The 24,588-nt window shown below is 64.5% G+C and carries 31 protein-coding genes; 14 read left to right on the forward strand and 17 right to left on the reverse strand.

The features are described from left to right. Positions 1–12: 12 nt before the first annotated feature. A complete protein-coding gene (locus tag AC3A43_RS07585; RefSeq protein ID WP_037518907.1) occupies positions 13–735 on the reverse strand; it encodes a ParA family protein in 723 nt (240 codons plus the stop codon). A gap of 255 nt (positions 736–990) precedes the next feature. Between AC3A43_RS07585 and AC3A43_RS07590 the strand changes: the two genes are divergently transcribed. Next, the gene (locus AC3A43_RS07590; protein WP_487791901.1) at positions 991–2,220 is read left to right on the forward strand and encodes an SPOR domain-containing protein; all 1,230 of its coding nucleotides are present in this window, start codon (positions 991–993) and stop codon (positions 2,218–2,220) included. A 41-nt stretch (positions 2,221–2,261) separates the two neighbouring features. Here the strand turns inward: AC3A43_RS07590 and AC3A43_RS07595 are convergent, their stop codons facing one another. Continuing rightward, positions 2,262–3,377 carry an energy transducer TonB gene (locus AC3A43_RS07595; RefSeq protein WP_487791902.1) on the reverse strand — a complete coding sequence of 372 codons (1,116 nt, stop codon included), beginning with the start codon at positions 3,375–3,377 and terminating at the stop codon, positions 2,262–2,264. A gap of 88 nt (positions 3,378–3,465) precedes the next feature. Next, positions 3,466–4,383, reverse strand: coding sequence for a subclass B3 metallo-beta-lactamase (gene bla, locus AC3A43_RS07600; protein ID WP_487791903.1), 918 nt, complete (start codon positions 4,381–4,383; stop codon positions 3,466–3,468). Between the two features lie 95 nt (positions 4,384–4,478). Between bla and AC3A43_RS07605 the strand changes: the two genes are divergently transcribed. Then, entirely contained in the window at positions 4,479–5,363 is an 885-nt protein-coding gene (locus AC3A43_RS07605) for a LysR family transcriptional regulator (RefSeq protein ID WP_487791904.1), read from the forward strand. On the opposite strand, the gene AC3A43_RS07610 is transcribed toward AC3A43_RS07605, so the two are convergent. From AC3A43_RS07610 to AC3A43_RS07620, 3 genes are all read right to left on the reverse strand, one after another. Next, positions 5,325–5,624: a hypothetical protein gene (locus tag AC3A43_RS07610; protein WP_487791905.1), complete on the reverse strand. Its 300-nt coding sequence runs from the start codon at positions 5,622–5,624 to the stop codon at positions 5,325–5,327. The two genes, AC3A43_RS07605 and AC3A43_RS07610, sit on opposite strands and share 39 nt — an antisense overlap. After that, complete coding sequence (locus tag AC3A43_RS07615; protein ID WP_487791906.1) at positions 5,621–6,121, reverse strand: class I SAM-dependent methyltransferase; 501 nt, start codon at positions 6,119–6,121, stop codon at positions 5,621–5,623. The genes AC3A43_RS07610 and AC3A43_RS07615 overlap by 4 nt, the downstream gene beginning before the upstream one ends. 285 nt (positions 6,122–6,406) lie before the next feature. Further along, a complete protein-coding gene (locus AC3A43_RS07620; protein ID WP_487791907.1) occupies positions 6,407–6,646 on the reverse strand; it encodes a hypothetical protein in 240 nt (79 codons plus the stop codon). A 134-nt stretch (positions 6,647–6,780) separates the two neighbouring features. On the opposite strand from AC3A43_RS07620, the gene AC3A43_RS07625 reads away from it, so the two are divergent. Beyond that, positions 6,781–7,041: a helix-turn-helix domain-containing protein gene (locus tag AC3A43_RS07625; protein ID WP_487791908.1), complete on the forward strand. Its 261-nt coding sequence runs from the start codon at positions 6,781–6,783 to the stop codon at positions 7,039–7,041. 96 nt (positions 7,042–7,137) lie between these two features. Here the strand turns inward: AC3A43_RS07625 and AC3A43_RS07630 are convergent, their stop codons facing one another. Continuing rightward, positions 7,138–8,922: a sensor domain-containing diguanylate cyclase gene (locus AC3A43_RS07630; RefSeq protein ID WP_487791909.1), complete on the reverse strand. Its 1,785-nt coding sequence runs from the start codon at positions 8,920–8,922 to the stop codon at positions 7,138–7,140. Between the two features lie 89 nt (positions 8,923–9,011). Beyond that, on the reverse strand, positions 9,012–9,620 hold the full coding sequence (locus AC3A43_RS07635) for a TetR/AcrR family transcriptional regulator (RefSeq protein WP_487791910.1): 609 nt from the start codon (positions 9,618–9,620) through the stop codon (positions 9,012–9,014). 86 nt (positions 9,621–9,706) lie between these two features. Here AC3A43_RS07635 and AC3A43_RS07640 point away from each other — a divergent pair, with 86 nt between their 5' ends. After that, entirely contained in the window at positions 9,707–11,149 is a 1,443-nt protein-coding gene (locus AC3A43_RS07640; protein WP_487791911.1) for an 8'-apo-carotenoid 13,14-cleaving dioxygenase, read from the forward strand. On the opposite strand, the gene AC3A43_RS07645 is transcribed toward AC3A43_RS07640, so the two are convergent. Beyond that, positions 11,070–11,930, reverse strand: a complete 861-nt coding sequence (locus AC3A43_RS07645; protein ID WP_487791912.1) for an NTP transferase domain-containing protein — start codon at positions 11,928–11,930, stop codon at positions 11,070–11,072. The two genes, AC3A43_RS07640 and AC3A43_RS07645, sit on opposite strands and share 80 nt — an antisense overlap. Continuing rightward, positions 11,927–12,964: a D-alanine--D-alanine ligase family protein gene (locus tag AC3A43_RS07650; RefSeq protein ID WP_487791913.1), complete on the reverse strand. Its 1,038-nt coding sequence runs from the start codon at positions 12,962–12,964 to the stop codon at positions 11,927–11,929. Before AC3A43_RS07650 ends, AC3A43_RS07645 begins: the two co-directional genes overlap by 4 nt. A gap of 310 nt (positions 12,965–13,274) precedes the next feature. Between AC3A43_RS07650 and AC3A43_RS07655 the strand changes: the two genes are divergently transcribed. After that, positions 13,275–14,279: a hypothetical protein gene (locus AC3A43_RS07655; protein ID WP_487791914.1), complete on the forward strand. Its 1,005-nt coding sequence runs from the start codon at positions 13,275–13,277 to the stop codon at positions 14,277–14,279. Positions 14,280–14,400: 121 nt separating this feature from the next. Here AC3A43_RS07655 and rplL read toward each other — a convergent pair whose 3' ends face one another. Further along, entirely contained in the window at positions 14,401–14,772 is a 372-nt protein-coding gene (gene rplL / locus AC3A43_RS07660) for a 50S ribosomal protein L7/L12 (protein WP_037516187.1), read from the reverse strand. Between the two features lie 58 nt (positions 14,773–14,830). Next, complete coding sequence (gene rplJ, locus AC3A43_RS07665) at positions 14,831–15,346, reverse strand: 50S ribosomal protein L10 (protein ID WP_487792041.1); 516 nt, start codon at positions 15,344–15,346, stop codon at positions 14,831–14,833. 371 nt (positions 15,347–15,717) lie between these two features. Here rplJ and AC3A43_RS07670 point away from each other — a divergent pair, with 371 nt between their 5' ends. From AC3A43_RS07670 to AC3A43_RS07690, 5 genes are all read left to right on the forward strand, one after another. Beyond that, positions 15,718–16,161: an acetyltransferase gene (locus AC3A43_RS07670; protein WP_487791915.1), complete on the forward strand. Its 444-nt coding sequence runs from the start codon at positions 15,718–15,720 to the stop codon at positions 16,159–16,161. Positions 16,162–16,273: 112 nt separating this feature from the next. Next, positions 16,274–16,882 carry a PadR family transcriptional regulator gene (locus AC3A43_RS07675; protein ID WP_487791916.1) on the forward strand — a complete coding sequence of 203 codons (609 nt, stop codon included), beginning with the start codon at positions 16,274–16,276 and terminating at the stop codon, positions 16,880–16,882. An 11-nt stretch (positions 16,883–16,893) separates the two neighbouring features. Continuing rightward, positions 16,894–17,214: a DUF2218 domain-containing protein gene (locus tag AC3A43_RS07680; protein WP_487791917.1), complete on the forward strand. Its 321-nt coding sequence runs from the start codon at positions 16,894–16,896 to the stop codon at positions 17,212–17,214. A 227-nt stretch (positions 17,215–17,441) separates the two neighbouring features. Continuing rightward, on the forward strand, positions 17,442–17,966 hold the full coding sequence (locus AC3A43_RS07685) for a DUF2975 domain-containing protein (protein ID WP_487791918.1): 525 nt from the start codon (positions 17,442–17,444) through the stop codon (positions 17,964–17,966). Continuing rightward, a complete protein-coding gene (locus AC3A43_RS07690) occupies positions 17,966–18,175 on the forward strand; it encodes a helix-turn-helix domain-containing protein (protein WP_487791919.1) in 210 nt (69 codons plus the stop codon). The genes AC3A43_RS07685 and AC3A43_RS07690 overlap by 1 nt, the downstream gene beginning before the upstream one ends. Positions 18,176–18,369: 194 nt before the next feature. On the opposite strand, the gene AC3A43_RS07695 is transcribed toward AC3A43_RS07690, so the two are convergent. From AC3A43_RS07695 to AC3A43_RS07705, 3 genes are all read right to left on the reverse strand, one after another. Continuing rightward, complete coding sequence (locus tag AC3A43_RS07695) at positions 18,370–18,897, reverse strand: hypothetical protein (protein ID WP_487791920.1); 528 nt, start codon at positions 18,895–18,897, stop codon at positions 18,370–18,372. Positions 18,898–19,026: 129 nt separating this feature from the next. After that, complete coding sequence (locus AC3A43_RS07700; RefSeq protein ID WP_487791921.1) at positions 19,027–20,427, reverse strand: amino acid permease; 1,401 nt, start codon at positions 20,425–20,427, stop codon at positions 19,027–19,029. A gap of 405 nt (positions 20,428–20,832) precedes the next feature. Beyond that, complete coding sequence (locus tag AC3A43_RS07705; protein WP_487791922.1) at positions 20,833–21,120, reverse strand: 4a-hydroxytetrahydrobiopterin dehydratase; 288 nt, start codon at positions 21,118–21,120, stop codon at positions 20,833–20,835. Positions 21,121–21,171: 51 nt separating this feature from the next. Between AC3A43_RS07705 and AC3A43_RS07710 the strand changes: the two genes are divergently transcribed. Genes AC3A43_RS07710 through AC3A43_RS07725 form a run of 4 tightly spaced genes read left to right on the forward strand, consistent with a single transcriptional unit; the run spans position 21,172 to position 23,250 of the window. After that, positions 21,172–21,612: a metallopeptidase family protein gene (locus AC3A43_RS07710; protein ID WP_487791923.1), complete on the forward strand. Its 441-nt coding sequence runs from the start codon at positions 21,172–21,174 to the stop codon at positions 21,610–21,612. Beyond that, positions 21,609–22,193, forward strand: a complete 585-nt coding sequence (gene ccmA, locus AC3A43_RS07715; protein WP_487791924.1) for a heme ABC exporter ATP-binding protein CcmA — start codon at positions 21,609–21,611, stop codon at positions 22,191–22,193. Before AC3A43_RS07710 ends, ccmA begins: the two co-directional genes overlap by 4 nt. Continuing rightward, a complete protein-coding gene (locus AC3A43_RS07720) occupies positions 22,190–22,837 on the forward strand; it encodes a heme exporter protein CcmB (protein WP_487791925.1) in 648 nt (215 codons plus the stop codon). The genes ccmA and AC3A43_RS07720 overlap by 4 nt, the downstream gene beginning before the upstream one ends. Then, positions 22,834–23,250: a VOC family protein gene (locus AC3A43_RS07725; RefSeq protein ID WP_487791926.1), complete on the forward strand. Its 417-nt coding sequence runs from the start codon at positions 22,834–22,836 to the stop codon at positions 23,248–23,250. Before AC3A43_RS07720 ends, AC3A43_RS07725 begins: the two co-directional genes overlap by 4 nt. A gap of 49 nt (positions 23,251–23,299) precedes the next feature. On the opposite strand, the gene rplA is transcribed toward AC3A43_RS07725, so the two are convergent. Together rplA and rplK are read right to left on the reverse strand one after the other, a co-directional pair. Continuing rightward, positions 23,300–23,998, reverse strand: coding sequence for a 50S ribosomal protein L1 (gene rplA / locus AC3A43_RS07730; protein ID WP_487791927.1), 699 nt, complete (start codon positions 23,996–23,998; stop codon positions 23,300–23,302). 4 nt (positions 23,999–24,002) lie between these two features. Next, complete coding sequence (gene rplK / locus AC3A43_RS07735) at positions 24,003–24,434, reverse strand: 50S ribosomal protein L11 (RefSeq protein WP_487791928.1); 432 nt, start codon at positions 24,432–24,434, stop codon at positions 24,003–24,005. Positions 24,435–24,588: the final 154 nt, after the last annotated feature.

Raw genomic sequence — 24,588 nt, forward strand, 5'->3', positions numbered from 1 at the left:
CCGAACTCCCCGTCACTGGCCAGCGATGCGGCGGCCGAAGCCACCACCCATCGGGCGAACCGCGCCATAATTGCCCTGTGTCGGCAACGGCGCGGCAAATACGGTCCGGCGGAAATTCTTTTCGAGACGGTCGTTCATATACGTCCACAGCTGGCGGATTTCATCGGCGGAGCGCCCGTTGGGATCGACCTCCATCACGGTGCGGCCGTCGATCATCGACGCCGCATAGTCGGTGCGGTGATGCAGGGTGATCGGGGCGACGGTGCCGTGCTGCGACAGCGCAACCGCGGCTTCGCTGGTGATCTTGGCCTTGGGCGTGGCGCCGTTGACGACGAACACCAGCGGCTTGCCGGCGCGTTCGCACAGGTCGACGGTGGCGCCGACGGCGCGCAGATCGTGCGGGCTCGGCCGGGTCGGAACGACGATCAGTTCGGCGACCGAAATCACGCTCTGGATCGCCATCGTGATCGCCGGCGGCGTGTCGATCACCGCCAGTTTGAAGCCTTGTTGGCGCAGGATTTCGAGGTCGGAGGCAAGCCGCGCGACGGTCGTCTGAGCAAAAGCCGGAAGATCGGTCTCGCGCTCGTTCCACCAGTCTGCGAGCGAGCCTTGCGGATCGATGTCGATCAGAACGACCGGGCCGGCGCCCGCTAGCTGCGCTTGCACCGCAAGATGCCCGGACAGCGTCGTCTTTCCCGACCCGCCCTTCTGTGAAGCCAATGCCAATACGCGCACTGCTGTACCCCCTCGGAAATCCAATAATCGGCGAAGGAATGCCATGCGGGGCGCTAAAATTGAGTTAACGATGATAAAAAGAGGGTGAACGACTTCCTCGCGAATATGGTAAACGACTCCTCAACAAAAACTTGTGCCATAACGGATCAGCTTCGGCAGCGGGTGCATGTCGCTAACGCAGTGTTAGCCATTGCGCGCTATAAGGAACCCGGGGACTGCAGCCGCTTCATGCGGCGCAAGTCATTGGAGAATAAGATGCGTTCATTCCGCACCGCCGTTTCGCTGGCTCTGCCGCTGATCGCGGCATCGATGCTGGCGGCGCCGGCCACTGCTGACGTCAAGGACGGCGTCGATGCCTGGCAGGCGGGCAATTATCAGGGCGCAGTCGCCGAATGGCGCCCGCTCGCGATCGCCGGCGACGCCGACGCACAGTTCAACCTCGGCCAGGCGTACAAGCTGGGCCGCGGTGTTCCCGCCGATCTGGTGCAGGCCGAGGCCTGGTATCGCCGCGCCGCAAAACAGGGGCATTTGCAGGCCGAGGACAACCTCGGCCTCGTGCTCTTCACCGCGAATCGCCGCGCCGATGCGATGCCCTTCATCCTCGCTTCGGCCGCACGCGGCGAACCGCGCGCGCAATATGTTCTGGGCACCGCGCACTTCAACGGCGACCTCGCGGCGCAGGACTGGCCGCGCGCCTATGCGCTGACCAAGCGCGCGAGCGACGCCGGGCTCGGCATCGCTTCGGCACGCCTCGCGCAGCTCGACAGCCTGATCCCGCTCGATCAGCGCCAGCGCGGTCTCGCGATGCTCCCCGAAATCGAAAAGGGCGAACAGCAGGCGCGTCTTGCCGCGGTCAACGCCGCCGCGCCGCCCTCCCCCAAAGCCGCGCCCGCATCGCCGGTGAAGGTGGCCAGCCTGCCCGCGTCGGTCCCCGGCACCAGCTACACACCGCCACCGGCGATCGGCACACCTCCGGCGCCGAAGCCTTCGCCCGAACCGATCCGCAGCGTCGCCGTGCCATCCTCACCCGTCGCGAGCGCAGCGGCAGCCGCCGCTGCCGAAGCGACCGCCGACGCCGTGGCCGCGACGGGCCAGCCGGGCACGACCTATGCGCCGCCGCCCGAGAGCGGCAAGCTCCCGCCGAAGCCCGCGCCGGCAAAGCCCGCCGAACCCACGCCCGCGCCGGTCAAGGCGGCGCCCGTTGCAGCCGCAGCAGCCACGCCCGCGCCCGTCCGCGTCCACAATGGCACCGCAAGCCCCTGGCGCGCGCAGTTCGGCGCATTCGGGGTCGAGGCAAACGCGCGCAACCTCTGGGCTGCGCTCGAAAAGAAGAATCCCGCTTTCGCCGGCCGAACGCCCTATCTGGTCAAGACCGGCAAGCTCACCCGCCTGCAGGCCGGTGGCTTCGCGAACAAGGGCGAGGCCGAAAGCTTCTGCGCGTCGGTGCGCAAAGGCGGCCAGACCTGCCTGGTGGTCGATAAATAGTTAAGCCACGCAAAGAGGCATTCGGATAAACGCGTCCGAATTCAGAAAATCTCTACTCCGCCCTGCTCTTCTGCCATCGCCGGACCGGTGCGGCGTCCCATCGCGAACCGAACCGTTTCGACGCACCCCGTCGCGCCCTGCGGTGACGGCTCGGCGCTCGCGTTCTGGATGATCGTCAATGCCGCCTGACCGAAGTCGGCCGAGGGCTGCGCCGCGACGACCTTCGCATTGCCGATGCCGCCCCACGGCGCGATGTCATAGGTTATGATCGCCCAGCCTTCGATCGAGCGGCGCCGCCAAGGTTCGGGGAACCGCGTTGCCAGCGGCCGTTTCCAACGCGATTTGGCTTGGCAATTGCTGCCCACGGGACGAAAATCCTGTTCGGCGGGGGCCGGCGGCGAGGCCAATGTCCCGGGCGCTTTCCAATAGGGGTAGCGGCACCCCTTCCGCGCACCGCCGGTAAAGCGCGAATTGCCGACCGCCTTCCTTGCTGCGTCATCGAGTGCTTTGTTGCCAGTGCCGAACACTGTCTTCGTCCCGACGGGCGCGCCGGTGCCGTCGGTGTCGTAGCCGACGAGCGACCAGTCCTTCACCCCCGGTGTGCCCGGCAGCTTGTCGAAATCGGGAAAGGCGCGCAGCAGCGGCTGCGGAAAAGGCGCGGTTGTGCAATCTCCCTCACTTTTGATCCGTTCCCACCCCTCCTTCGGCAGCGGGCCGGACGTCGGCGTGATCGAGTAGGACACCAGATCGGCGACCGGCGCTTGGTCGAGCGCGCTGATTTGCGCGACATAGGTGATCCGGCAATTCTGGAGCGCACCGTCGGGGAAACGGCTCGCGGCGAGCGCAGGCGCGACGTCGCTGGAAAAGCCCGTAGATCCCTCGCTGTCACGCGCGATCGAGAGCGGGCGTCCCGAGGCATCGATTTCGAACTTGTAGGAAATCGACGGCGCGGTGATCGTCATGCCCCAGCTCAGCTCGCTCAACGGGCGCCGCAGCGCCACATGCGCCACGGGCATCCCACCGCACTGCACATCGCCAGGCATCCAGCCGAGCAGCATACGCGTCGGCGGCCCTCCGTCGGGTCCAAATCGCGGCGGGGGCATCGAGATATCCATCGTCATTGCCAGCAGGCCAAAGAAAACGCCCGATTTCAGCATATGCAACATCCTCAACCGCGCTTGATCCGGGACCAAACCTAGCGCGATCGCGGCAGCTTACAAGCTTGAAAAGGCGCCGATAACAACGCTATTTTTCACCCGCTTTCTCGTCCGCGAGTCGCTTGGCGAGCAACTTGCGCGAGCGGTCGACATAGGCGCGGCAAGCCCCCGGCTTGTCATTATAGCGCCCTTCGCCCGCATTGTCGGGATGCGCCGAGATCAGGATATCGCACGCGGTCGCGTCCATCTTGCGATAGCTTGCCGCGAACGCCGCGACGATCGGCGCGCTCGCGGGTGCGGTGTAACGATAGTCATCCGCCGACACCGGGTTCAGGCTCGATGCGAAGACGATCGTCTTGCAGACCTTGTCCTCACACGCCTGCCAGCGCCAGCTCATGCTTCCCATCGTATGCCCCGGCGTCGCGATCGCGGCGATCGATATCTTGCCGAGCTTCAGCACCTCGCCATCGCCGATCACGCGCAGCCGCGTCACCGCCGGCCAGCTCCCACCATAGGCGAGCTGCGGATCGTCCTTGGCGTGCCTGCCCGACCGCAGCCCCTCGGCGCCGCGCGCGCTCGCCACTACCGTCGCGCCGGTGTCGCGCGCCAGCGCGGCCAGACCGCCGGCATGGTCGAAATGCGGTTCGGTGCTCAGAATAAATTTGATGTCTTTGGGGTCGAAACCCAGCTTGCGAACATTGGCGAGGATCGCCGGGGCCGCCTGCGGCAGCGCACCGTCGATCAGCACCAGCCCGTCGCCGGTATCGATGAGCGCGACGCTCAGCCCGCCAAAGCCGACGAGATAGCTCGTCCCGAAAATCTTCTCCGGCGGCTGCGGCGCCAGCCATTCGGTTGCACGCGAAACCGCCATCGGCCGCGTCAGCGGATCTTCCGCGCCCGGCGCCACCCCGCCCGCCACCATCTGCGCATTCGCCTCTTGGGCGAGCGGCAGCGGCACATGGCTCGCGCCCGCCAGCCAGGCGGCAATTGTCATCATCACGATCATATCCGTCTCCCTTCCCCGCCGGGATGCCGCGCTCGGGCGCCGCCCACAAAGCATGATTTCTCGACAAAGCCATGAGAATAATTGATGACTGCGCCATGGACCGCGCCCAGCTCCCCTTGAACGCCCTCCGTGCCTTCGAGGCCGCTGCGCGTCACCTCAACTTCACCCGCGCCGCGATCGAATTGTGCGTCAGCCAGGGCGCGGTCAGCCATCAGGTCGCGCAGCTCGAACGCCGTCTCGGCACGCGCCTCTTCCACCGCCTGCCGCGCGGCCTCGCGCTCACCGACGAGGGTCACGCGCTCGTCCCCGTCGTCGCCGATGCGTTCGATCGCGTCGCGGCAACGCTCGACCAATATGCCGATGGCCGGTACCGCGAAGCGCTTAAAGTCGGCGTCGTCGGCACCTTTGCGACCGGCTGGCTGCTCCCCCGCCTCGATGCCTTCGCGCGGGCGCACCCTACGATCGACCTGCGCATATCGACCAACAACAACCGCGTCGATCTGGCCGGCGAGGCGCTCGACTATGCGATCCGCTTTGGCGACGGCGCGTGGCACGGAACGCATGCCGAGCCTTTGCTCGCCGCCCCGATGGCGCCGATCTGCGCGCCCGCGATCGCCGCGCGCCTCAAAAGCCCCGCCGACCTCGTCCCCGAACGCCTGCTCCGTTCGTACCGCGCCGACGAATGGGCGCTGTGGTTCGGCGCCGCGGGCGTTGCGGCCCCGGTTTTCCGCGGCCCGATGTTCGACAGTTCGGCGTTGATGGTGACCGCCGCCGCCGCGGGCCTTGGCGTCGCGCTCGCTCCGCCCGCGATGTTCACTCGCGAACTCGCGTCGGAACTGCTCGTTCAACCTTTCGCGCTCACGATCGACGCCGGGCGCTATTGGCTCACGCGGCTGATGTCGCGCCCCGAAAGCGAGGCGATGCAAAGGTTCCGCGGCTGGCTAGTCGGCGAGCTCGCAGTCGAAGCGCCGCCGGGCTGAGCCGGTTCGCGACCGGCGCCGCACCCGGATCGCCAATATCAGATCGCGGTGCCGGCTGCGTTCGACGCGCAATATGCGGACGACGCGGTCGCCCTGCACCATCAGCAACGCCCCGGTGAGCGCTAGTGGCATCCCGATCAGCACGGCCAGCACCTGCTCCGCGCGCCCGTCGACGACCATGTCGCCGACCAGCGGCACGGCATAGCCCGCCCCCATCGCCAGAAAACCGGCGGCGCGCCACGCGCGGTCGTATCGCCTCATGCGGCCACCCGCCGGCCGCCACGCCGCGCCGATCCGCCGATGACGATGGTCCCCGCGGCAGCGATCGCCGCCGCCATATCGGGCGCGGCGCCATGATCCCCGCTCCACAGCAGGATATCGGCAGGAAAGCCGGATTCTTCCCGCAGGGCGGTCAACAGGTCGCATGGCTCGAACAGCAGCCCGATCGCCGGATCGCGCATCCGCATGGCAATCGCCTGCGCTTCGCGGATCGACGACGGGGCGGCGTCGATCCCGCGCGCTTCGATCGCGGTAAAGCCCAGCGCGCGGGCGTGCCGGGCGGCATGGATCAGCAACCTTCCGTTGCCGCATGCGACATCGACGATGCGCAAACTTCGGCGGCGCCTCAACCAAAGATGATGGAGCGCGGCGGCAACGACCGGCCAGCGCAGATCGACGCCCGAACGCCGAAAGGCAGACGGGCCGGCATCGCGAACCGAAGGTTTGCGCGCGGCATGAACGGCTATATCGATAATCATGCCCCGAATTTAGGAGCGCAGCGCATAAAGTTTCGAGAGCGATTTCAGCGTGCTGCATAAAGTCGGCGTAAAGCCTGCCGGCGCGTTCAAGGGAAAACCGCGCGACAGTGTTTACACTGTAAACTCCACCATTGTCGGCGCAACCCTTATGTTAACATCGAAAACATTGACTGACCCCGCAGCGCGGCGGCGCCCCCGCCGCCGCCCCCTGCTGTGCAGCGGCTGCCATCGCGCCGATCGATTACTGAATGTCGGATAAGAGGTCGAAAGCCGACGCCAACATCGCTAAGCTCTGGCCGTGGATTTCTCGATCATACTTGTCTTTTCATTCAGCGCCTCAATCGCGTTCACGATCCTGATCGGTATTACCCTCGCCAAAAGATCACGGCCGCGATTGGTGTGGCCTTTTGCATTTTCGACGTTTTTGGCTGCGTCTGAGTTTGTAGGCACGCCGGAAATGGCCAGATTGGGGTTCTGGTTTCCTGGACTCGCGCTGGTTGCAATTTGGGCGGCGTTCGGGACCATTTTCGGCGCCTTTGCAGCAAAGCGGACAATCTCTGCGATCCGATGGCTTTCCCGCTGAACGACCGCAATTGGCTGATTGCGCCTGATCCGCAAGATAGCCTAAGGCCCCGACAGTGAACAAAAAGGGGAAAGCAATGGCCGCGTCATTTTCAGTGGACGATCGACGCGAGCATTTTGCTTATTGCGTCCAGCTGTTTGGCGGCACCACTGCATTCTCGCGGCGCCTTGGCATCGACGAGCGGGCGATCCGTCGTTTCATCAATGGCGAGCGGCCACTCGGTGACGGGCTTCTGGAAGACACCGCAAAGGCATTGCGTCTGCTCATTGATGAAGCGACTGCGGCCGAAGCACAAATCGCGGCCACATTGCGCGTTCCGCCGACCGATCCGTCGTAACTGAAATTGGTCGATACCCGCCGTTCCTATGGCAGGCGATATATCTCGGCCGTCACACGAAACAGGCCGCTAAAGACCCTCCACGATACGCCACGCTCACGCCGCCATGCGCAGCCGGTTCCGCCCGTCGCGCTTGGCAACATAAAGTGCCTTGTCGGCGCGGTGCAGCAGCTCTTCGATGTCGGCCTCACCGTCATAGATGGCCAGCCCGACGCTGATCGTCGCTTGCGGCAGTCCTTCCTCGGCAACGGTGCCGGTCTCGACCGCCCGGCGGACGCGCTCGGCGACGATCTCGGCCGCCTGCGCGCTCGACCGCTGCAATATGCACACGAATTCCTCGCCGCCGATGCGGCCCAGCATATCGCTCTCGCGCAACGCTGCATTGGCGCGCTGCGCAACCCGGCGGATGACCTGATCGCCAGTGGCGTGACCATAGGAATCATTGATCCGCTTGAAATGATCGATGTCGAAAACCGCAACCGCAAGCGGCGCGCCATTGTCGCGGGCGCCAGCGAGGGCCTTTTCAAGAAAGGCCAGCGTATGGCGGCGGTTCGGCAGGCCCGTCAGCATGTCGGTGTTGGCGACCCGCTCGGCCGCGCTGCGTGCTGCTTCGAGTATCCGGGCATTTTCGACCGTCTCGGTCACGTCCTGAACGGTCCCGAAAATGCCGACCGCCTTGTTGCCGCGGCCCATTTCGATCGATCCGTGCGATTTGACGTGCCGGATCTCGCCGTCGGTGCGCAGGATCCGCCCCTGAAATTCGAAGGGCTGCCCGGTGCGAACCGCTTCCGCCAGAATCTTTCGTACCGCCAGCCGGTCTTCGGCGACATATTGCTGGACGCTATAGTCGACGTCGACGGCCATCCCGGGCTCCAGCCCGTGAACGCGGTACGTCTGGTCCGACCATTGGATCGTCCAGCCGATCAGATCGACACGCCAATGGCCGACCAGCGCCGCAGCCTCGGCCTGGAGCAGCCAGCGATTGCTTTGCTCCAGACGTTTCGCCAGCCGCTGGCGTCCGATCAGCAGCGAAGCGAGCGGCAAGGTCGTGAACAACAGAACGAGCAGATAGAATTGCAGGAACAAGACCCTTGTCTTCTGCACGCCGTCGATTGCCGCGATCGGGCCATAACCCTGCCCCGTCAGCAGCGATGCGATGATCGTCACGATCAGCATCCCCGCCGCGGCGCCAAAGGGGCCAAGCCGATAGGCGGCGGCCACCACCGCGATACAGGGCAGGAAGGACACCGGAAATTGCGCCTGCGAAAAGGCCAGGATGGTGACCAGCCCGGCGGCGGTCAGGATCGCGGTCGCCTCTGCCTTCATTCTCACGGGCGCGTTGGACAGCGCGTTCGTACCCACCATCCGCGCCAGCATCACGATCGGCGGGGTTACGATCAACATGCCGAGCATCACCGTCGTCAGCCACGAGAGAAAGAAATCGAGCCCCCTTCCCGCGAGCGCCCAGGCGAGGATCGCGCTGACGACACTGGCCGCGAAGGCTGCGGTGCAAAAGCTGACGACCGATCGCGGAACCATGAACGATATTTCGCCGGGCTCGCGGCGGCGGATCAGCCACAGCGCGACCGCCGCCTCGCAACAGTTCGAAATGGTGAACGCAACGCAGGTCCATAGCGGCGCGCCGCCCAGCATATTGGCGGCAAGGCTGGCCCCGACCATCCCGGCGAACGCGACAATGCGCGCACGCGCCGGCATCAACAGCAAAAGCGCAAGAAAATAGCCGCTGGGGGGCCAGACCGCCGCGATATTGTCGGCACCCTTGGTCGCATGCAGCGACAGGTTCGCGAGCAGGAAATATCCTGTTGCGGTCAGGAGGAACCAAAAGACCGCCTCGACTCTGGGGGACAGCGACTGGGCCATGCGACCAATTAACCGAAAAGGGGAAAAGAAACCGCTAATATTATGAAGGAGCTGTCTGATCCCGCCGCATCCCTATATTGCGCGGCGCGTCAGGCCTTTCCACCAAAGGTCAGCCCGACGACCTTCTCGACCATCGCCTCGTCCCACCCGATACGCCGGTCGAGGATCAACATCGCAAGGCCGTGCACCAATGCCCAGGCATGGAGTGCCGCGGTGTCGGGGTCCTCAAGGTGCGGCATCGTCTGCGTGACCCCGGCCCGCAACAAATTATAGCCCACCTCTCCCCCGTCGGCGCCTGGCTCGCAGCGTTCGGACATCTGGCGGGTAAAGCTCAACCGGAACACCGCCGGCTCGTCATAGGCGAAGCGGACGTAGGCGATGCCCGTCGCCTTGAAGCCCGCATGACCGCCGCCCGCCTTCAGCCATGCCTGCGCCTGCAGCGCACCGAGCCGGCGCAGCCCCTCGTCGGCGAGCGCGTCGAGCAGCGCCTCCTTGTCCGGGAAATGCCGGTAAAGCGCGGTCGCACTGACGCCCACGTCGCGCGCCAGCGCCCGCAACCCCAGCTCGGCGCCGTCGCCTTCGCCGAGCCGCTTCAGCCCCGCCGCGATCACCGCCGCGCGCAGGTCGCCATGATGATAAGCGCCCGACGCCTTCGCGCCGCCCCTTTTTATGTTGACACTGTTATCTTTGTTCGCCATCATGTTTTCACTGTAAACATATCGAGTCGTCCGCACAAGCCCCACGCTACGCGGCACTTTCGCCAACATCCGTAAGGAGCAATATCATGGCAAGCAACGTCGAAACCCTGATCCGCGGCGCCGTCGTCAAAGGCATCGGCAAGGTCGCCGATTTCAACCGCAAGCGCCTCCCCCGCCCCACCGATGCCCACCCCTTCCTCACCGGCATCCACCAACCGATGACCGAGGAACTGACGCTCGAAGGCCTCCGCGTCGAAGGCGAGATCCCCGTCGCGCTCACCGGCCGCTATCTGCGCAACGGGCCGAACCCCGCCATCGCCCCCGATCCCGCCAGCTATCACTGGTTCACCGGCGCGGGCATGGTCCACGGCATCCGCATCGAAGGCGGCAAGGCCGACTGGTACCGTAACCGCTGGGTGCGCGGCAGCGAGGCCTGCGAAGTGCTGGGCGAAGCACTGCCACCCGGCCCGCGCGCCGACCGCAACGACGCACCCAACACGAACGTCGTCGGCCTCGCAGGCCGCACCTTCGCGATCGTCGAAGCAGGCGGTAAGCCCGTCGAGCTCGGCTATGAACTGAACACGATCGCACATAACCCGTTCGACGGCACGCTGGTCGGCGCCTACACTGCGCATCCCCACCATGATCCGGTCACCAACGAGGTCCACGCGATCACCTATCGTGGCGACGAGCCGAACAAGGTCTGGCACGTCGTGATGGACAGCGGCGCGCATGTCATCCGCGAAGAGGCGATCGCGGTGAGCGATGGTCCGTCGATCCACGACTGCGCGATCACCGAAAATTACGCGCTGGTGTTCGACCTGCCCGTCACCTTCTCGATGAAGATGCTGCTGTCCGGTTATCGCTTCCCCTATGCATGGAACGACGCGCATCAGGCGCGGGTCGGCCTCCTCCCCAGGAGAGGCGACGGCGACAGCATCATCTGGGTGCCGGTCGAGCCCTGTTATGTCTTCCACCCCGCCAACGCCCACGAAACGGCCGACGGCAAGGTGATCGTCGACGTCGTCGCGCACGAAACCATGTTTGCGGAATCGAAACGCGGCCCCGACAGCCAAAAGTCACGCATGGAACGTTGGACGATCGATCCGGTCGCAGGCACGACGATCCGCGCGGTCATCCACGATCATGCGCAGGAATTTCCGCGCTACGACGAACGACTGACCACACAGGCCTATCGCTATGTTTACAGCGTCGCGATGCCCGACGGCGAAAGCGTCGAATGGGCGATGGCCGACACGCGGCTGTTCCGCCACGATCTGAAGCAGGGCACGACCACGATCCATGATTTCGGTGCCGGTCGGCATCCCGGCGAGTTCGTCTTCGTTCCGCGCAGCCCCGACAGCGCCGAGGATGATGGCTGGCTGATCGGGCTGGTGGTCGACATGAATGACCAGACCACCGACCTGGTCATCCTCAACGCCGATGATTTTACCGGGTCACCGCAAGCTGTCGTTCACCTGCCGCATCGGGTCCCTCCTGGCTTTCACGGCAACTGGGTCGCGGACTGACGATCTCAGGGCGCTTCATCAACGCCTCGGTCACCCATAGCGAGCGTTCGTTGTCGACATCGATCGCGGTCGCCCCGTTGCTCACCAGCAGCGGGGCGACTTCAATTTCCAGATGGCGGGAAATGCGCGCGAAGAGATGGTGGATCGGCCCCAGTCCGAAACGGAAGCGAAGCAGGTTGATCAGGCCGAACGCCTGCATCACGCGCAGCGGCTTCTTGACGAACTGACCACCGCCACGAAAAGCCTCGGCGGCGCGCAACGCATTGGGATGTCCGATCCAATATGCATTGCAGTTCGACACCGCGACGTCGGAAAACTCGTAAAAGCGCCGCTGCCCCTCAGGATGGACCGCGAGCACATCTTCGCGCCGCGCCAGCGCGACGCCGGCTTCGGCGCCCAGCCGCTTCGCCCCAGCCTCGATCTCGGCAATTGTCGCCGGCGTCAGCAGGCAATTGTCGGCGGTCGTGATAAACAGCGGAAACGCCGCTACCCCCGCAACCGCAAGGACCGAGTCCGCAAGATTGTCCGCAGCCGGCACGACGATCAGCCGCTTGCCCAATAATTCCGCCACCGGGTCGTTCAGATCATCCAGCAGCGCCGCGTGGTGCGTGGAAACGAACACCCGCGCCGCCGAACTGTCTGCTGCGCATTCCAGCACATGGGCGATCATCGGCCGCCCCGCGACCGGCACAAGGCATTTGTCAGCGACGCCATGCGCCTTGGCGAGCGGATCGGCGGCACCCGGACGGCGGCCCGCGAGGATCAGGATCGACCCGCTCATGCCGCATCCCGCCGCGCCGCCGCCGGTGCGATCTGGCGGATCATGCTTTCTGCGACGATCGTTTCGATCAGCGTCGAGTGGGTGAAACCCGCCGCGACCGCCGATCGCGAAAACAGCTTCTCGGACCAGAGGTTGCAGTTGAGGTTGACCTCGAGCAGCCGGACGTCGCCCGTCGCCTGATCGACACGAAACTCGAACCGACCATAATCGAACGGGCGGAAGATATCCGCCATCCGCTTTGTATATTCGGTAACACGGCTGGCGATTAGAGGATCGTCAAAGCGCTTAATGCAATATCCGACGTTGCCGATCAGATCGCGCTTTTCCTGATAGGTGCGAAGCTGCGTCGGGTCGTCCTGCTCGAAGATCATCATCGGCAGCATCGCAGGCTCGCCGCGCAGCGTGATCACCGGCACTTCAATATCGCTGCCGTCGATAAAGGGTTCGACCAGCGCGTCATGGTCGAGCGCGTGGATTTCGGCAATCGATTGCGCGAGTTCGATCCGGTCGTGCGCGTCACGCACGCCCCACGAAGCCGAGCTGTTGTTCGGCTTGATCACCCAGCGCCGTGCGGGCGGACAGCGCGACACGTCGACGGGCGCGCCGCGGCGAAACAGAGCCCAGGACGCGGTCGGAACGCCCCGCGCCGCGGCCTCGAGCTTGGTCAGATGCTTGTCGTCGGACAGGCCGCGCACGATCGGCGACGCGCCGAGATATGGCAGGTCATGCTGGTTGCAAAGCAGGGGAAGCAGCATTTCAGAATTGAAGAAGCCACCGCGATTGAGCAGCGGGAAAACGAAATCGGCGGATGGCCGGTCGAACAGCGCGGCATAGCTGTCCGCGATCAACAATTCGATGCCGAGCCCCTCGAGCGTTTCGCGCATCTCGCGGTGATAGAGCGCGTGATTGCCATCGTCGGCATGCAATCCCCCGGTCCAGCGGGCGTGTTTGGCGATAAAGAGAAGCCGCTGCGTTTCGCGCAGATGGCTTGGAAGCCGGGTCGGGGCAAGGTCGGTCGTCTTCATGCGCGGCATTAACCACGCCCAGGTTGCGCGGCGATGACGAATTGGTGACCGGCGCGACGTCAAAGCGCAAGATCTCTGTCATCTTTACATATTCCGCTTTGTAAAAGCAGGCTTCATGAACACCCACGAACGGGTCCGCGGCACCGCTCGGCTGACCCCTAAACTGATCGTCGACCGCGATCAGCGGTACTCGAATCTTCGCCGCGCCGTTCGGCAGCAACGGCTCATCGTGTAAACCGACCCGCAAAGGCAGCACTTTCGCGAGGCGGTTCGTTCGTCTTTCACTATGACGAAAAATATCGCCCTCTCCCGCCCCGCCATGAGCGCGATTGCCGCGTTCCTGGTCCTGTCCACGCCCGGCGCTTTTGCGCAGGAAACCCCCACCGTTACGATGACACCTCCGATTGCTGCGCCGACGCCGCAAACCCCGCCGACGGTGGCCGAGCCGACGACGACGGCACCCGTTGCAACCTCGCAGGTTGCACAGCCGGCCGCATCAACACCGGTGGTTATCCGCGTACCGCTGGATATCGCGCCTGAAACTGCTGCACCGGCGCCCAAGGCTGCCGAACCCGCCACCGCTCCGGCACGTGCCGAGCGAACGGCCCGGCGCGCTAGACCCGCAGCAGCCGCACCAGTTGCCGCGGCTCCCGCCGCCGCAACTCCTGCAGCCGACACGCCGCTGCCCGACGACGCAGCGCCCATCGCGGCACCCCTGACGACGAATATAGAGCCGATTGCCGAACCGGCGGCGCCCGTTGAAATGGCCAGCACGACCCCGACGGGTAATGAATTTCCTTGGGAGCTTGCCGGTGGTGCCGCCGCGCTGCTGATCGTTGGCGGTGCAGGCCTGGCGTTTGCCGTTCGCCGCCGCCGCGTGCACGACGCAGAATCCGCGGCCTATGCGTATGAGCCCCAACCCGTTGCGCCGCCTGCGCCCGCCACAGCAGAAACGCAGCCATGGATCACGCCCGCTTACGCTCCGCGCGAAGAGGTTGCGCCGCGCACAGTGCCCGCATTCGCAGCCGCGCCGAGCGGCAGCATGGGTCGTCACGAAGCCATGGCGATGGCGGGGCCGACGGACGACAATCCGTTTGCAACGCTAAGCAAGCGCCTGAAGCGTGCGCGTTTCCTCGATCGTCAGGAACGCGTTGCCTATGATGAGACGCTCGGAGCCCAGAAGGATATGACCCGCAAACCGGTGAGCGCTTGGGAAATCGCCCAGCGTCCTGCCCCGGCTATGCAGGAACAGGAAGTGCGCCGTCCCGAACCGACGCGTGTCCGCACCTCGACCAGCTTCCGTCCGGGCTATTCGAACAATTGAGCCCGACGATCCGCTGTGGTCCCCTCACCGCATAGAAAAAGGGCGGTGCCTCGCGGCGCCGCCCTTTCTCTTTTTCGCTGGAACCCCGGCCGGATGAACCGGCGGGATTCTCGCAAACTGATTACTTCAGTTCGACGGTGCCGCCAGCGGCGAGGATCTTGGCCTTCAGCTCTTCAGCTTCTGCCTTGTTCACGCCTTCCTTGATGGCCTTCGGCGCACCTTCGACAAGTGCCTTGGCTTCGCCAAGACCCAGGCCGGTGATCGCGCGGACTTCCTTGATGACGTTGATCTTGTTGCCGCCGTCACCCGTCAGAATGACGTCGAATTCGGTCTGCTCTTCAGCAGCCGGGCCAGCAGCCGCAGCAGCCGGAGCGGCAGCAACAGCAGCAGCAGCCGAAACGCCCCACTTTTCTTCGAGCAGCTTCGACAGGTCAGCTGCTTCGAGGACGGTCAGAGCCGACAGTTCTTCAACGATCTTTGCAAGATCAGCCATGTTCATTCTCCATCAGAACCGGGATATCCCGGCAGTAAGTTTAAAGGTTAGTTCGAAATCACGCTGCTTCTTTGGCGGCATATGCGCCAAAAACCCGCGCCAACTGGCCAGCCGGGGCTGCGGCAATCTGCGCAACCTTCGTGGCCGGAGCCTGTACCAGACCGATGATCGTGGCACGAAGCTGGTCGAGCGAGGGAAGCGAAGCCAGCGCCTTCACGCCATTCACGTCGAGGACCACGTCGCCCATGCCGCCACCAACGATTTCAAGTTTGTCGTTGGTCTTGGCAAATTCCACGGCGATCTTTGCAGCCGAGACCGGATCGGTCGAGGTTGCAAGGGCCGTGGGACCGGTCAGCAGGTCGCTGATACCGGCGTAGGACGTGCCATCGAGCGCGATTTTGGCAAGACGGTTCTTCGTGACGCGAAAGTCGGCCCCTGCATCGCGCATTTGCTGGCGCAGCACCGTCGACTGGGCGACGGTCATGCCAAGGTTGCGGACGACCACAACCGAAGCAGCTGACGACAGCGTAGCGTTCAGCGAGGATACGGCTTCGGCCTTTTCCGTACGATCCATGCCTATACTCCACTCATCTGCCCGGATGCCCGCGCGCAGAAACGCACGCACCGCCGGGCGGCTAAAACACGCAAAAACAGACTCGAGCCGAGGCTCGGCTGTATTTGCGCAACGATGTCCGATGGGGTCGGTCAAGACGCGTCGCCTGGATACAGGCGGGCGACCGAAAAAGACTGTTCCCCGTCTCGGCTGGAAATTAAGAAGGGCAAGTCCCCTTCACCAACTGTCTCGGACGGAATTGCCGCGGGCGAACCCGTGGCAACACGGGGGCGCTATTAGCGTTGATGGCCGCAGAGTCAAGGCCGATCGCGGGTCTGGCATCCCCTCGCATGGCTTGCCGGGCCCGAGCTGCATCGGCTAACGTCCCGCCGATGATCCGCATCCGGGAATCCACGCCCGACGATGGCGAGCGCGCTGTCCAGATATGGCGCAATGCCGTCGATGCTACGCACGACTTCCTGACAACCGAAGACCGGGCGGCGATCGAAGTCGAGGTCAGGGGATTCCTGCCCATGGCCCCACTCTGGCTCGCGGTAGATGTCGATGACCGTCCTGTCGGCTTCATGCTACTCGACGGAACGAGCATGGAAGCGCTGTTCATCGACCCCGCGCACCGGGGCCTCGGCATCGGACAGGCGCTGGTCACACATGCGCTGGGACGCTGCCCTTCGCTGACGACCGAAGTGAACGAGCAGAATGCGCAAGCGGTCGGCTTTTACAAACGGCTGGGGTTCGTTGCCACCGGTCGGTCCAAACTGGATGGCCAGGGCCGCGACTATCCGCTGATCCACCTGCGCTTCGGCCCCGCAGCCTGATCGCGTCGAACCGCGCACGGCATGGCCGATGAAGAATCTTTCCAGCGCCCCTTGCGCAAACTATACTACGATATATCTTAGACGCATCCAGAATAGCTCTGAGGAACGATAAATGATTTTTTATGCAAAAATGGATGGCCGCGGATGCGGTGGGCGGCACGCGATGCATCGCGGCGGCGGACGCGGCTTTGGTCATGGCTTCGGGCATGGCTTTGGGGGTGGAGGCCGGCGTGGCGGCGGCCGGGGCGAGCGCGGCGAACGCCGGCGGATGTTCGATGGCGGCGAATTGCGGTTGGTGCTGCTCAAGCTGATCGCCGACGAACCGCGCCACGGTTATGACCTGATCCGCCAGATCGAAGAACTCACCGGCGGCACCTATGCGCCGAGCCCCGGCGTCATCTATCCGACGCTGACGATGCTCGACGACATGGACCTGATCGAAGCGCAGCAGAGCAACGGCGCGAAAAAGCTGTTCGCGATTACCGACGCCGGGCGTGCCGAGCTCGAGGCCAATAGCGAAATCGTCGAAGCCGCAATCGCGCGCCTGACCGCGATCGGCGAAGAAACGCAGCGCACCGACTTGGCGTCGGTCCGCCGCGCGATGGGCAATCTGCGCCAGGTTCTGATGAACCGCCTCGGCGACCGCGACCTCGACAATGCGGCGCGGCACGACATCGTCGCGCTGATCGACGAGGCGGCGCAGAAGATCGAGCGGCTGTAAGGAGCATAGCCATGACGGTTTCAGCAACGGCCAAAGTGCCCACCGCGCACGCGAACAAATATCTCCAGCAATTGTGCAAGCATTGGCAGCATAATCTGGCGGTCGAGTTCACCGCCGAGCACGGCACCGTGACCTTCCCGAAGGATGCGCGCGGAGGCGACTGGCCGGACGATGCGCTGGTCACTTTCGATGCCGCGGCCGACAGTTTGTCGGTCCGCATCGATGCCAGCGTCGGCGAGCAGCTTGAAGGACTGGAGGGCGCCGTCGCCCGCCACCTCGATCGCTTCGCCTTTCGCGAAGCGCCGCTGGCGTTCGACTGGCAGGCCGTTTGAGCCCCTTCCCTTCGTCATCCCGGGCCTGACCCGGGATCCAGAGCACCCTTGATCGGAAGCACAGTGCATGCGGTCATGGACCGCGGATCAAGTTCGGGGTGACGATCAGGGAAATGGGCTTTGCTTGCGCCTGCCGCCTGTCCATATCGTTTTACGATATTATCGATTGACGATAAATATTCGCGCTTATATATCGTTCTTCGATAAACAACCTATCGGAGAACGATATGCCCGTTTCCAACCCTGCCTTGCTCGGCGTGACGCGCGGTCTGCTTTGGCTGATCCTGGGGCTGATCGCCGCGTCGGGGGTGCTGGTCGTCGGCGTCGCGATCGCGCTCATCATCGCCTGGCCCGAAGTCTTGGCCGAATTCCGGAACAGTCCGGAGTTCATCGACGTCACGACGCTTCGCGTCCCGGTCAGCATGCTGATGCTGCTGCTCTTCGCGATCCTCGCTGCCGCCGCCTATATCGTCCGCCAGCTTCAGGCCCTTGTCGCGAGCACGACGAGCGATCCTTTCGTCCCGGCAAACGCCGCGCGGCTGCGCCGCGTCGGCTGGGCGCTGGTGGTGACGCAGTTGCTGGCGATCCCGCTCCAGTGGACCGCGAGCAGCATTGCGAAGGCGGGCAGCGAATTCGGCGGAATGGGCGGCATCTCGCTCGGCAGCCTGCTCGCGATCCTGCTCGCTTTTGTCCTTGCCGCGGTGTTCGAGCGAGGCACAGCGATGCGCGACGAGCTGGAAGGAACCGTGTGATGGCGATCGTCGTGAAACTGGACGATCTGCTTCTTGCAAAGCGGATGACGCTCACCGACCTGTCCGACCGCATCGGCATCACTCTCGCCAATCTGTCGATCCTGAAGACCGGCAAGGCCAAGGCGATGCGCTTTTCGACGCTCGAGGCGATCTGTGCCGAACTCGATTGCCAGCCAGGCGACTTGCTGGCGTACGAAGCCGACAGCTGAATACAGCCCGGCAACCCTCTGCCCCGCTTCGCCTCGCCGGTCGGAGCGGGGCCTTTCTGTATGCGGGAACGCAAACCTGGCGATGGCGCGCCCGTGAAGTCGTCCGGCGCTGAACTGCTGCCTAGCGATCCGTTCGATCGGGCAAGCCGTGAGCGGCCGGGCTATAGCTGGTCAGGCCGGGGCGTGAAACGACCTCATGTGACCATGTCCTCTTCCTCTTCCGCGTCGGGCGAATCGAGCGAGTCCGATTTATTCGATTTCATGCCCGCGACGGTGCTGGCGGCCCAGCCACGCCTGACGGCATCGATCAACCATCGCGGCGCATTCGCCGACTTGCCCCCGGTACCCCACACCGCGCGCGCGCCATATCCGACGTGGATGGTGAGCGGCCCCATATAATCGACCGCAGCGCCGATGCCGGTGGCGCCCAGACGCGCGCACGCCTCGACATATGCTTCGAATATCGCCTGCCCCGCGGGATTCGCGAAGGAAATCGCGGCGCCGTCCTTTTCAAGACGAAGATCGGCCGCATAGCCGAGATCGTGCCGCACCGACCCCGTGCGTTTTCCTCCGGGCGTTCCCAGCTTTGCCTGCCCGCCCGACACGACGCGCACCCGATCGATACCGGCGACGTCGGCCGCCCCGATCAATAAATCCTTGAGTATCTTTTGAATTGGCAGGTCGCGTATCTTGCCCTGCGTATCCTCGATCAAGGTCGCCATAATTCTTCCCCCACTACCGACTCGAAACGAGCGGCGCGGGGAAAGCTTATTCGATCGCTAGTCCAGTTCAACGACCTATTGGATCCAGACTGGCGGAACGCTGACGGGCGTGGCATCCCGACAAAAATATCAGGCGATTATTGCCTTGTTACGTGAGTAGAGAAAATAAACCGCGAGACCGGCGATATTCCAGATGCCGAACCACATCTGCGTCTGCACAGGCAGGCTGAAGAACAGATAAATGCAACCGAATACTGCGATGCCGCCGACCACCCACGGCATCGGCGCACGGAAGGTGCGCGGCGCATCGGGCGCGCGGCGGCGCATGATGAGCATGCAGATCGACACCGCGGTGAAAGCCGCCAGCGTGCCGGCATTGGCGAGCGCGGCGAGTTCGCCGAGCGGAATAAAGCCCGCGAGCACGGCAACGACCAGCGCGGTGAAGATCGTGATCCGCACCGGCGTCCCGCGCGACGACAGCCTGGCGAGGCTGGCGGGGAGCAGACCGTCGCGTGCCATGGTGAAGAAGATGCGGCTCTGGCCATAAAAGAAGGCGAGGATGACCGTCGGCAACGCGATGATCGCCGAGACGGCGAGATATTGCGCCGCGAGCGGGCTGCCGAGTTCGCGCAGGATCAGCGCGAGCGGCTCTGGGCTGTTGGCAAAACGGGTATAGGCGATGGCGCCCACCGCCGCGACTGCCACCGCGATATAGATGACGACGCAGACGAACATCGAACCGACGATCCCGATCTTGAGATCGCGGTCGGGGTTGCGCGTTTCTTCTGCCGCGGTCGCGATCGCATCGAAGCCGTAGAAGGCAAAGAAGATGATCGCCGCAGCCGCCATCACGCCGCGCTCGACGCCGTCCGGGCCCATATGCTTGCTAAAGCCATAGGGGCTGAAGGGTTCGAGATTGGCAGCATTAAATGCCGGAAGTGCTACGGCGACAAAGATGACGAGCGCGACGACTTTCACAAGGACGAGGACGGCGTTGAGCGTTGCGCTTTCGCGCGTGCCGACGAGCAGCAGCCCCGCGACGACGGCGATGATTGCGATGGCCGGCAGGTTGACGATGCCACCAAGTTCGGGCCCCTGCATCAATGCCATCGGGATGCCCGCCCACGCCTCCAGCAACGGCGCCGCATAGCCCGACCAGCCGACCGCGACCGCGCTGACCACGAGCGAATATTCGAGGATCAGGCTCCACCCGACGATCCATGCGAGCAGTTCGCCGATCACCACATAGCTGTAGGTGTAGGCGCTGCCCGACGCCGGGATCATCGTCGCCATTTCGGCATAGGCGAGCGCGGCGCAGGCGCAGATCAGACCCGCGATGCCGAAGGACAGGATGACCGCGGGGCCCGCCTTGTCGGCGCCGACCCCGATGAGGGTGAGAATGCCCGTGCCGACGATCGCACCGACGCCAAGCGCGATCAGGTGCGGCCAGCTCAGCGTCCGCGCAAGTTCTTGCTGACCATCCCGCCGTTCCGGAACGATCGGTTTGCGGCGAAACAGGCTGTCGGACATGTGGCAGGCTCCCCTTTGTGCTTTGAGGTGCTTTTAAGGGGGTGGTGGCACAGCGCAAGCCGCGCGGTCGGATAAGTGGGACGGTGGCTTTGGGATGGGAGGCTGACCTTTTTATCCTCCCTGTCGCGCGGCGATGGGGAGGGGGACCGTCCGCGAAGCGGATGGTGGAGGGGCGGCAACGCCGGCTCCATCGCCCCTCCGTCAGCGCTTCGCGCTGCCACCTCCCCATGGCTTCGCCACAGGGAGGATCAACGGCAACTCTCGGTCGCTTCCAGTCACTCGTCATCCCGGATTTGATCCGGGATCCATTGGCGCGACGGCAGCTGTGGACCCCGGATCAAATCCGGGGTGACGATTAAAGGGGATGCTGGCATCAGCCAAAGCCTCTGGCCCTGGCCAAGCCCGTCAGACCAAAGCTTCGATCGCCTCGGCCAGCTTCGCATCGCGTTCCGACAAGCCATCGGCGTCGTGCGTCGTCAGCAGGATGTCGACGCGGTTATAGACGTTCGACCATTCGGGGTGGTGGTCCATCTTTTCGGCGATGATCGCGACGCTCGCCATAAAGCCGAAGGCCTGCGCGAAATCGGCAAATTTGAACTGGCGGGTGATTGCGTCGCGCGTCGGTTCGTGCGTCCATTCGGGGAAGCGGGCGAGCAGCGCGGTGCGGGCGTTTTCGTCGAGTTTCTGGACCATGATTACTCTCCCGCTGGTCAATGTCGTGCGCCCGCCATAAGGAAGGGCGCGATGAGCGACAAGAGTGCCCTGCCCGATTTGACCCCTGAGCTTCCCGGCGGATGGACCGGCGGCGCGCCCGACGCCGATGCGATGTTCGCGATGGCCGAAGCAGCGCTCGAGACCCTGCCCGCGGCGTTCAAACCGCATATCCAGGGCGTCGTGGTCGCGATCGAGGAGTTCGCCGACCACGAGACGCTCGCCTCGCTCGAGATCGAGCATGCCTATGAACTCACCGGCCTTTACGAAGGCCGCCCGCTGACCGAGCGCAGCATCGACCAGAGCGGCGGCATACCCGACCGCGTTACCCTCTATCGCATCCCGATCCTTGTCGAGTGGATCGAAACCGGCGAGCGGCTCGACACGCTGGTCCGCCATGTGCTGATCCACGAAATCGGGCATCATTTCGGCTTTTCCGACGACGATATGCACGCGCTGGAAGACATGGCGTGAGCGTGTTGCTGCGGATCGATCGGCTGGCGTGCATTCGCGGCGACCGGCTGCTCTTCGAAGACCTGTCGCTCTCGCTGACCCGCGGTGACGCGCTGTGGCTGCGCGGCCCGAACGGTGCGGGCAAGTCGAGCCTGATCCGCCTCGCCGCCGGCCTGCTGCGTCCGGCGGCGGGAACGGTCGAATGCCGCGGGCGCATCGCGCTGATCGACGAAGCCGCGGCGCTCGACGCCGAATTGCCGCTGCGCCGCGCGCTCGATTTCTGGGCGCGGGTCGATACCGTCGACGGCCACACGGTCGATCGCGCGATGGACGAGATGGGGTTGGCGCCGCTGGCCGAGGTGCCGGTGTCGATGCTGTCGACCGGGCAGCGCAAGCGCGCCGCGATGGTGCGCGTTATCGCCAGCGGCGCGCCGATCTGGCTGCTCGATGAGCCGGCGAACGGCATGGACGACGCGGCGCAGGCACGGCTGGTCGCAGCCATTGCGAAGCACCGGGCAAATGGCGGCGCGGTCCTGCTCGCGTCGCACTTCGCGCTCGCCATCCCCGACCTCGCCGAACTCGATATGGGGGCGCTCGCTTGACCGCCCTCATTGCGCTCTTCTGGCGCGATCTGCGCCGTGCCTGGGGCAGCGGAGCGCTCTGGCTTCCCGTGCTCTTCTTCCTGCTCGTCGCGACGGCGTTTCCGTTTGCCGTCGGACCCGACGCACCACTTCTTAAACGCGCGGGAGGCGGGATGGTGTGGGTCGCCGCCCTGCTCGCCGCCCTGCTGCCGATCGACCGGCTGGTGCGGCCCGACCGCGAGGCGGGCGTGCTCGACCAGCTTGCGGTGCGCGGGATCGCCGATGAAGTCATCGCGGCGGTGAAGATCGCGGCGCACGCGATTGCGTTTGGGCTGCCGTTGATGATCGCCTTGTTCCCTGCGGCGGCGTTGCTGGCGCAGGACGCGGCGCGGGTTGAGGTGCTGATGGTGGGAATTGCGATTGCGATCCCGGCGCTGGCATCGCTGGCGGTGCTGAGCGCGGCGCTGACCGCGGGAGTCAAGGGCGGCAGCGCGATCGGCGGGCTGCTGGTGCTACCGCTGGCGGTGCCGATGTTGATCTTTGGCGCCGGGATGCTCGATCCGTCGGGGCGCGGGGCGATGAAGTTGCTGGGCGCGACGAGTTTGCTGCTGACGGTCATCGGTCCGTTTGCGGCCGGGGCGGCGCTTCGCGGGCTGCGCGAATGACGCGGCAGTCGCTCGCGCATATCGCGCTCGTCGTTCGCGATTATGACGAGGCGATCACCTTCTACGTCGAGACCTTGGGCTTCACGCTCGTCGCTGACGAGTATCAGCCGGCGCAGGACAAGCGCTGGGTGCTCATCGCGCCGCCGGGCAATCCGCCGGGGGGTGCGACGATCCTGCTGGCGCGTGCCGCTAATGAAGGCCAGGCGAAGTTTATTGGCGACCAAGCGGGCGGGCGCGTCTTCCTGTTCCTGCAGACCGACGATTTATGGCGCGACTATCAGCGGCTGATCGACAAAGGCGTGCGGATCGAGCGCGAGCCGATCGAAGCCGATTACGGCACCGTCGCGGTGTTCCTCGACCTTTATGGCAATAGGTGGGACCTTATCCAGTTCGCCCCGGCGCCCCGCGCATAAGAAAAGGGCCGGAGTTTCCCCCGGCCCTTCCTAAATCATCTGGTGCCTATCAGGCGCCGGTCACGTCGGCCGTATCGACCTTCACGCCGGGGCCCATCGACGACGACAGGGCGATCTTGCGGACATATTTGCCCTTCGCGCCGGCCGGCTTCGCCTTGACGATCGCGTCGACGAAAGCGTCAAAGTTCTGGCGGAGCTTTTCCTCGCCGAACGACAGCTTGCCGAGGCCGGCGTGGATGATCCCGGTCTTTTCGACGCGGAATTCGATCTGACCGCCCTTGGCGGCCTTCACGGCGTCGGCGACGTTCGGGGTCACGGTGCCCAGCTTCGGGTTCGGCATCAGGCCCTTCGGACCCAGCGTCTTGCCGAGGCGGCCGACGATGCCCATCATGTCCGGCGTCGCGATGACGCGGCCATAGTCGAGGTTACCCGCGAGCATGTCTTCCATCAGGTCTTCGGCACCGACCTTGTCGGCGCCGGCGGCCAGCGCCTTGTCGGCATTGTCGCCGCGCGCGAACACGGCAACCTTGACGTCCTTGCCGGTACCTGCGGGGAGCGTTACGACGCCGCGGACCATCTGGTCGGCGTGGCGCGGATCGACACCGAGGTTGATCGCGATTTCCATCGTTTCGTCGAACTTGGCCGAGGCCAGTTCACGCACCGTCTTCAGCGCTTCGTCGACAGCGTGAAGCTTCAGCGCGTCAACCTTGCCCTCGAGGGCCTTCTGCTTCTTGGTCAGCTTTGCCATCGGATCAGCCCTCCGTCACTTCGAGGCCCATCGAGCGCGCGCTGCCCTCGATGATCTTCGTAGCCTGTTCCAGATCGTTCGCGTTGAGATCCTTGAACTTGATTTCGGCGATTTCGGTCAGCTTCGAGCGGGCGATCTTGCCACCGCTGATCTTGCCGGGCTCCTTAGAGCCAGCCTTCAGGTTCGCAGCCTTCTTGATCAGATAAGTCGCCGGGGGCGTCTTCGTCACGAAGGTAAAGCTCTTGTCGGCGAACACGGTGATGATCGTCGGGGTGGGCGTGCCCTTTTCCATGGAATCGGTCGCGGCGTTGAACGCCTTGCAGAATTCCATGATGTTCACGCCGCGCTGGCCGAGTGCCGGCCCGAGCGGCGGCGAGGGGTTTGCGGTCCCTGCCGGAACCTGCAGCTTGATGTAGCCGCTAATCTTCTTAGCCATGATGGCCTCCTGTCTTTCTGTCGGTTCGCCGTTGCCGGTGAACCTCAAAATTAGCGGTCAAGCAGAAGGGCATCACCCCTTCCTCCCGCGCGGAATCACGCCCTTATCTGACGCGAAGCGGCGCGCATAAGCGCAAACGCCGCAGAAAACAAGC

Source organism: Sphingopyxis sp. Soil_C_28 (assembly GCF_057657055.1).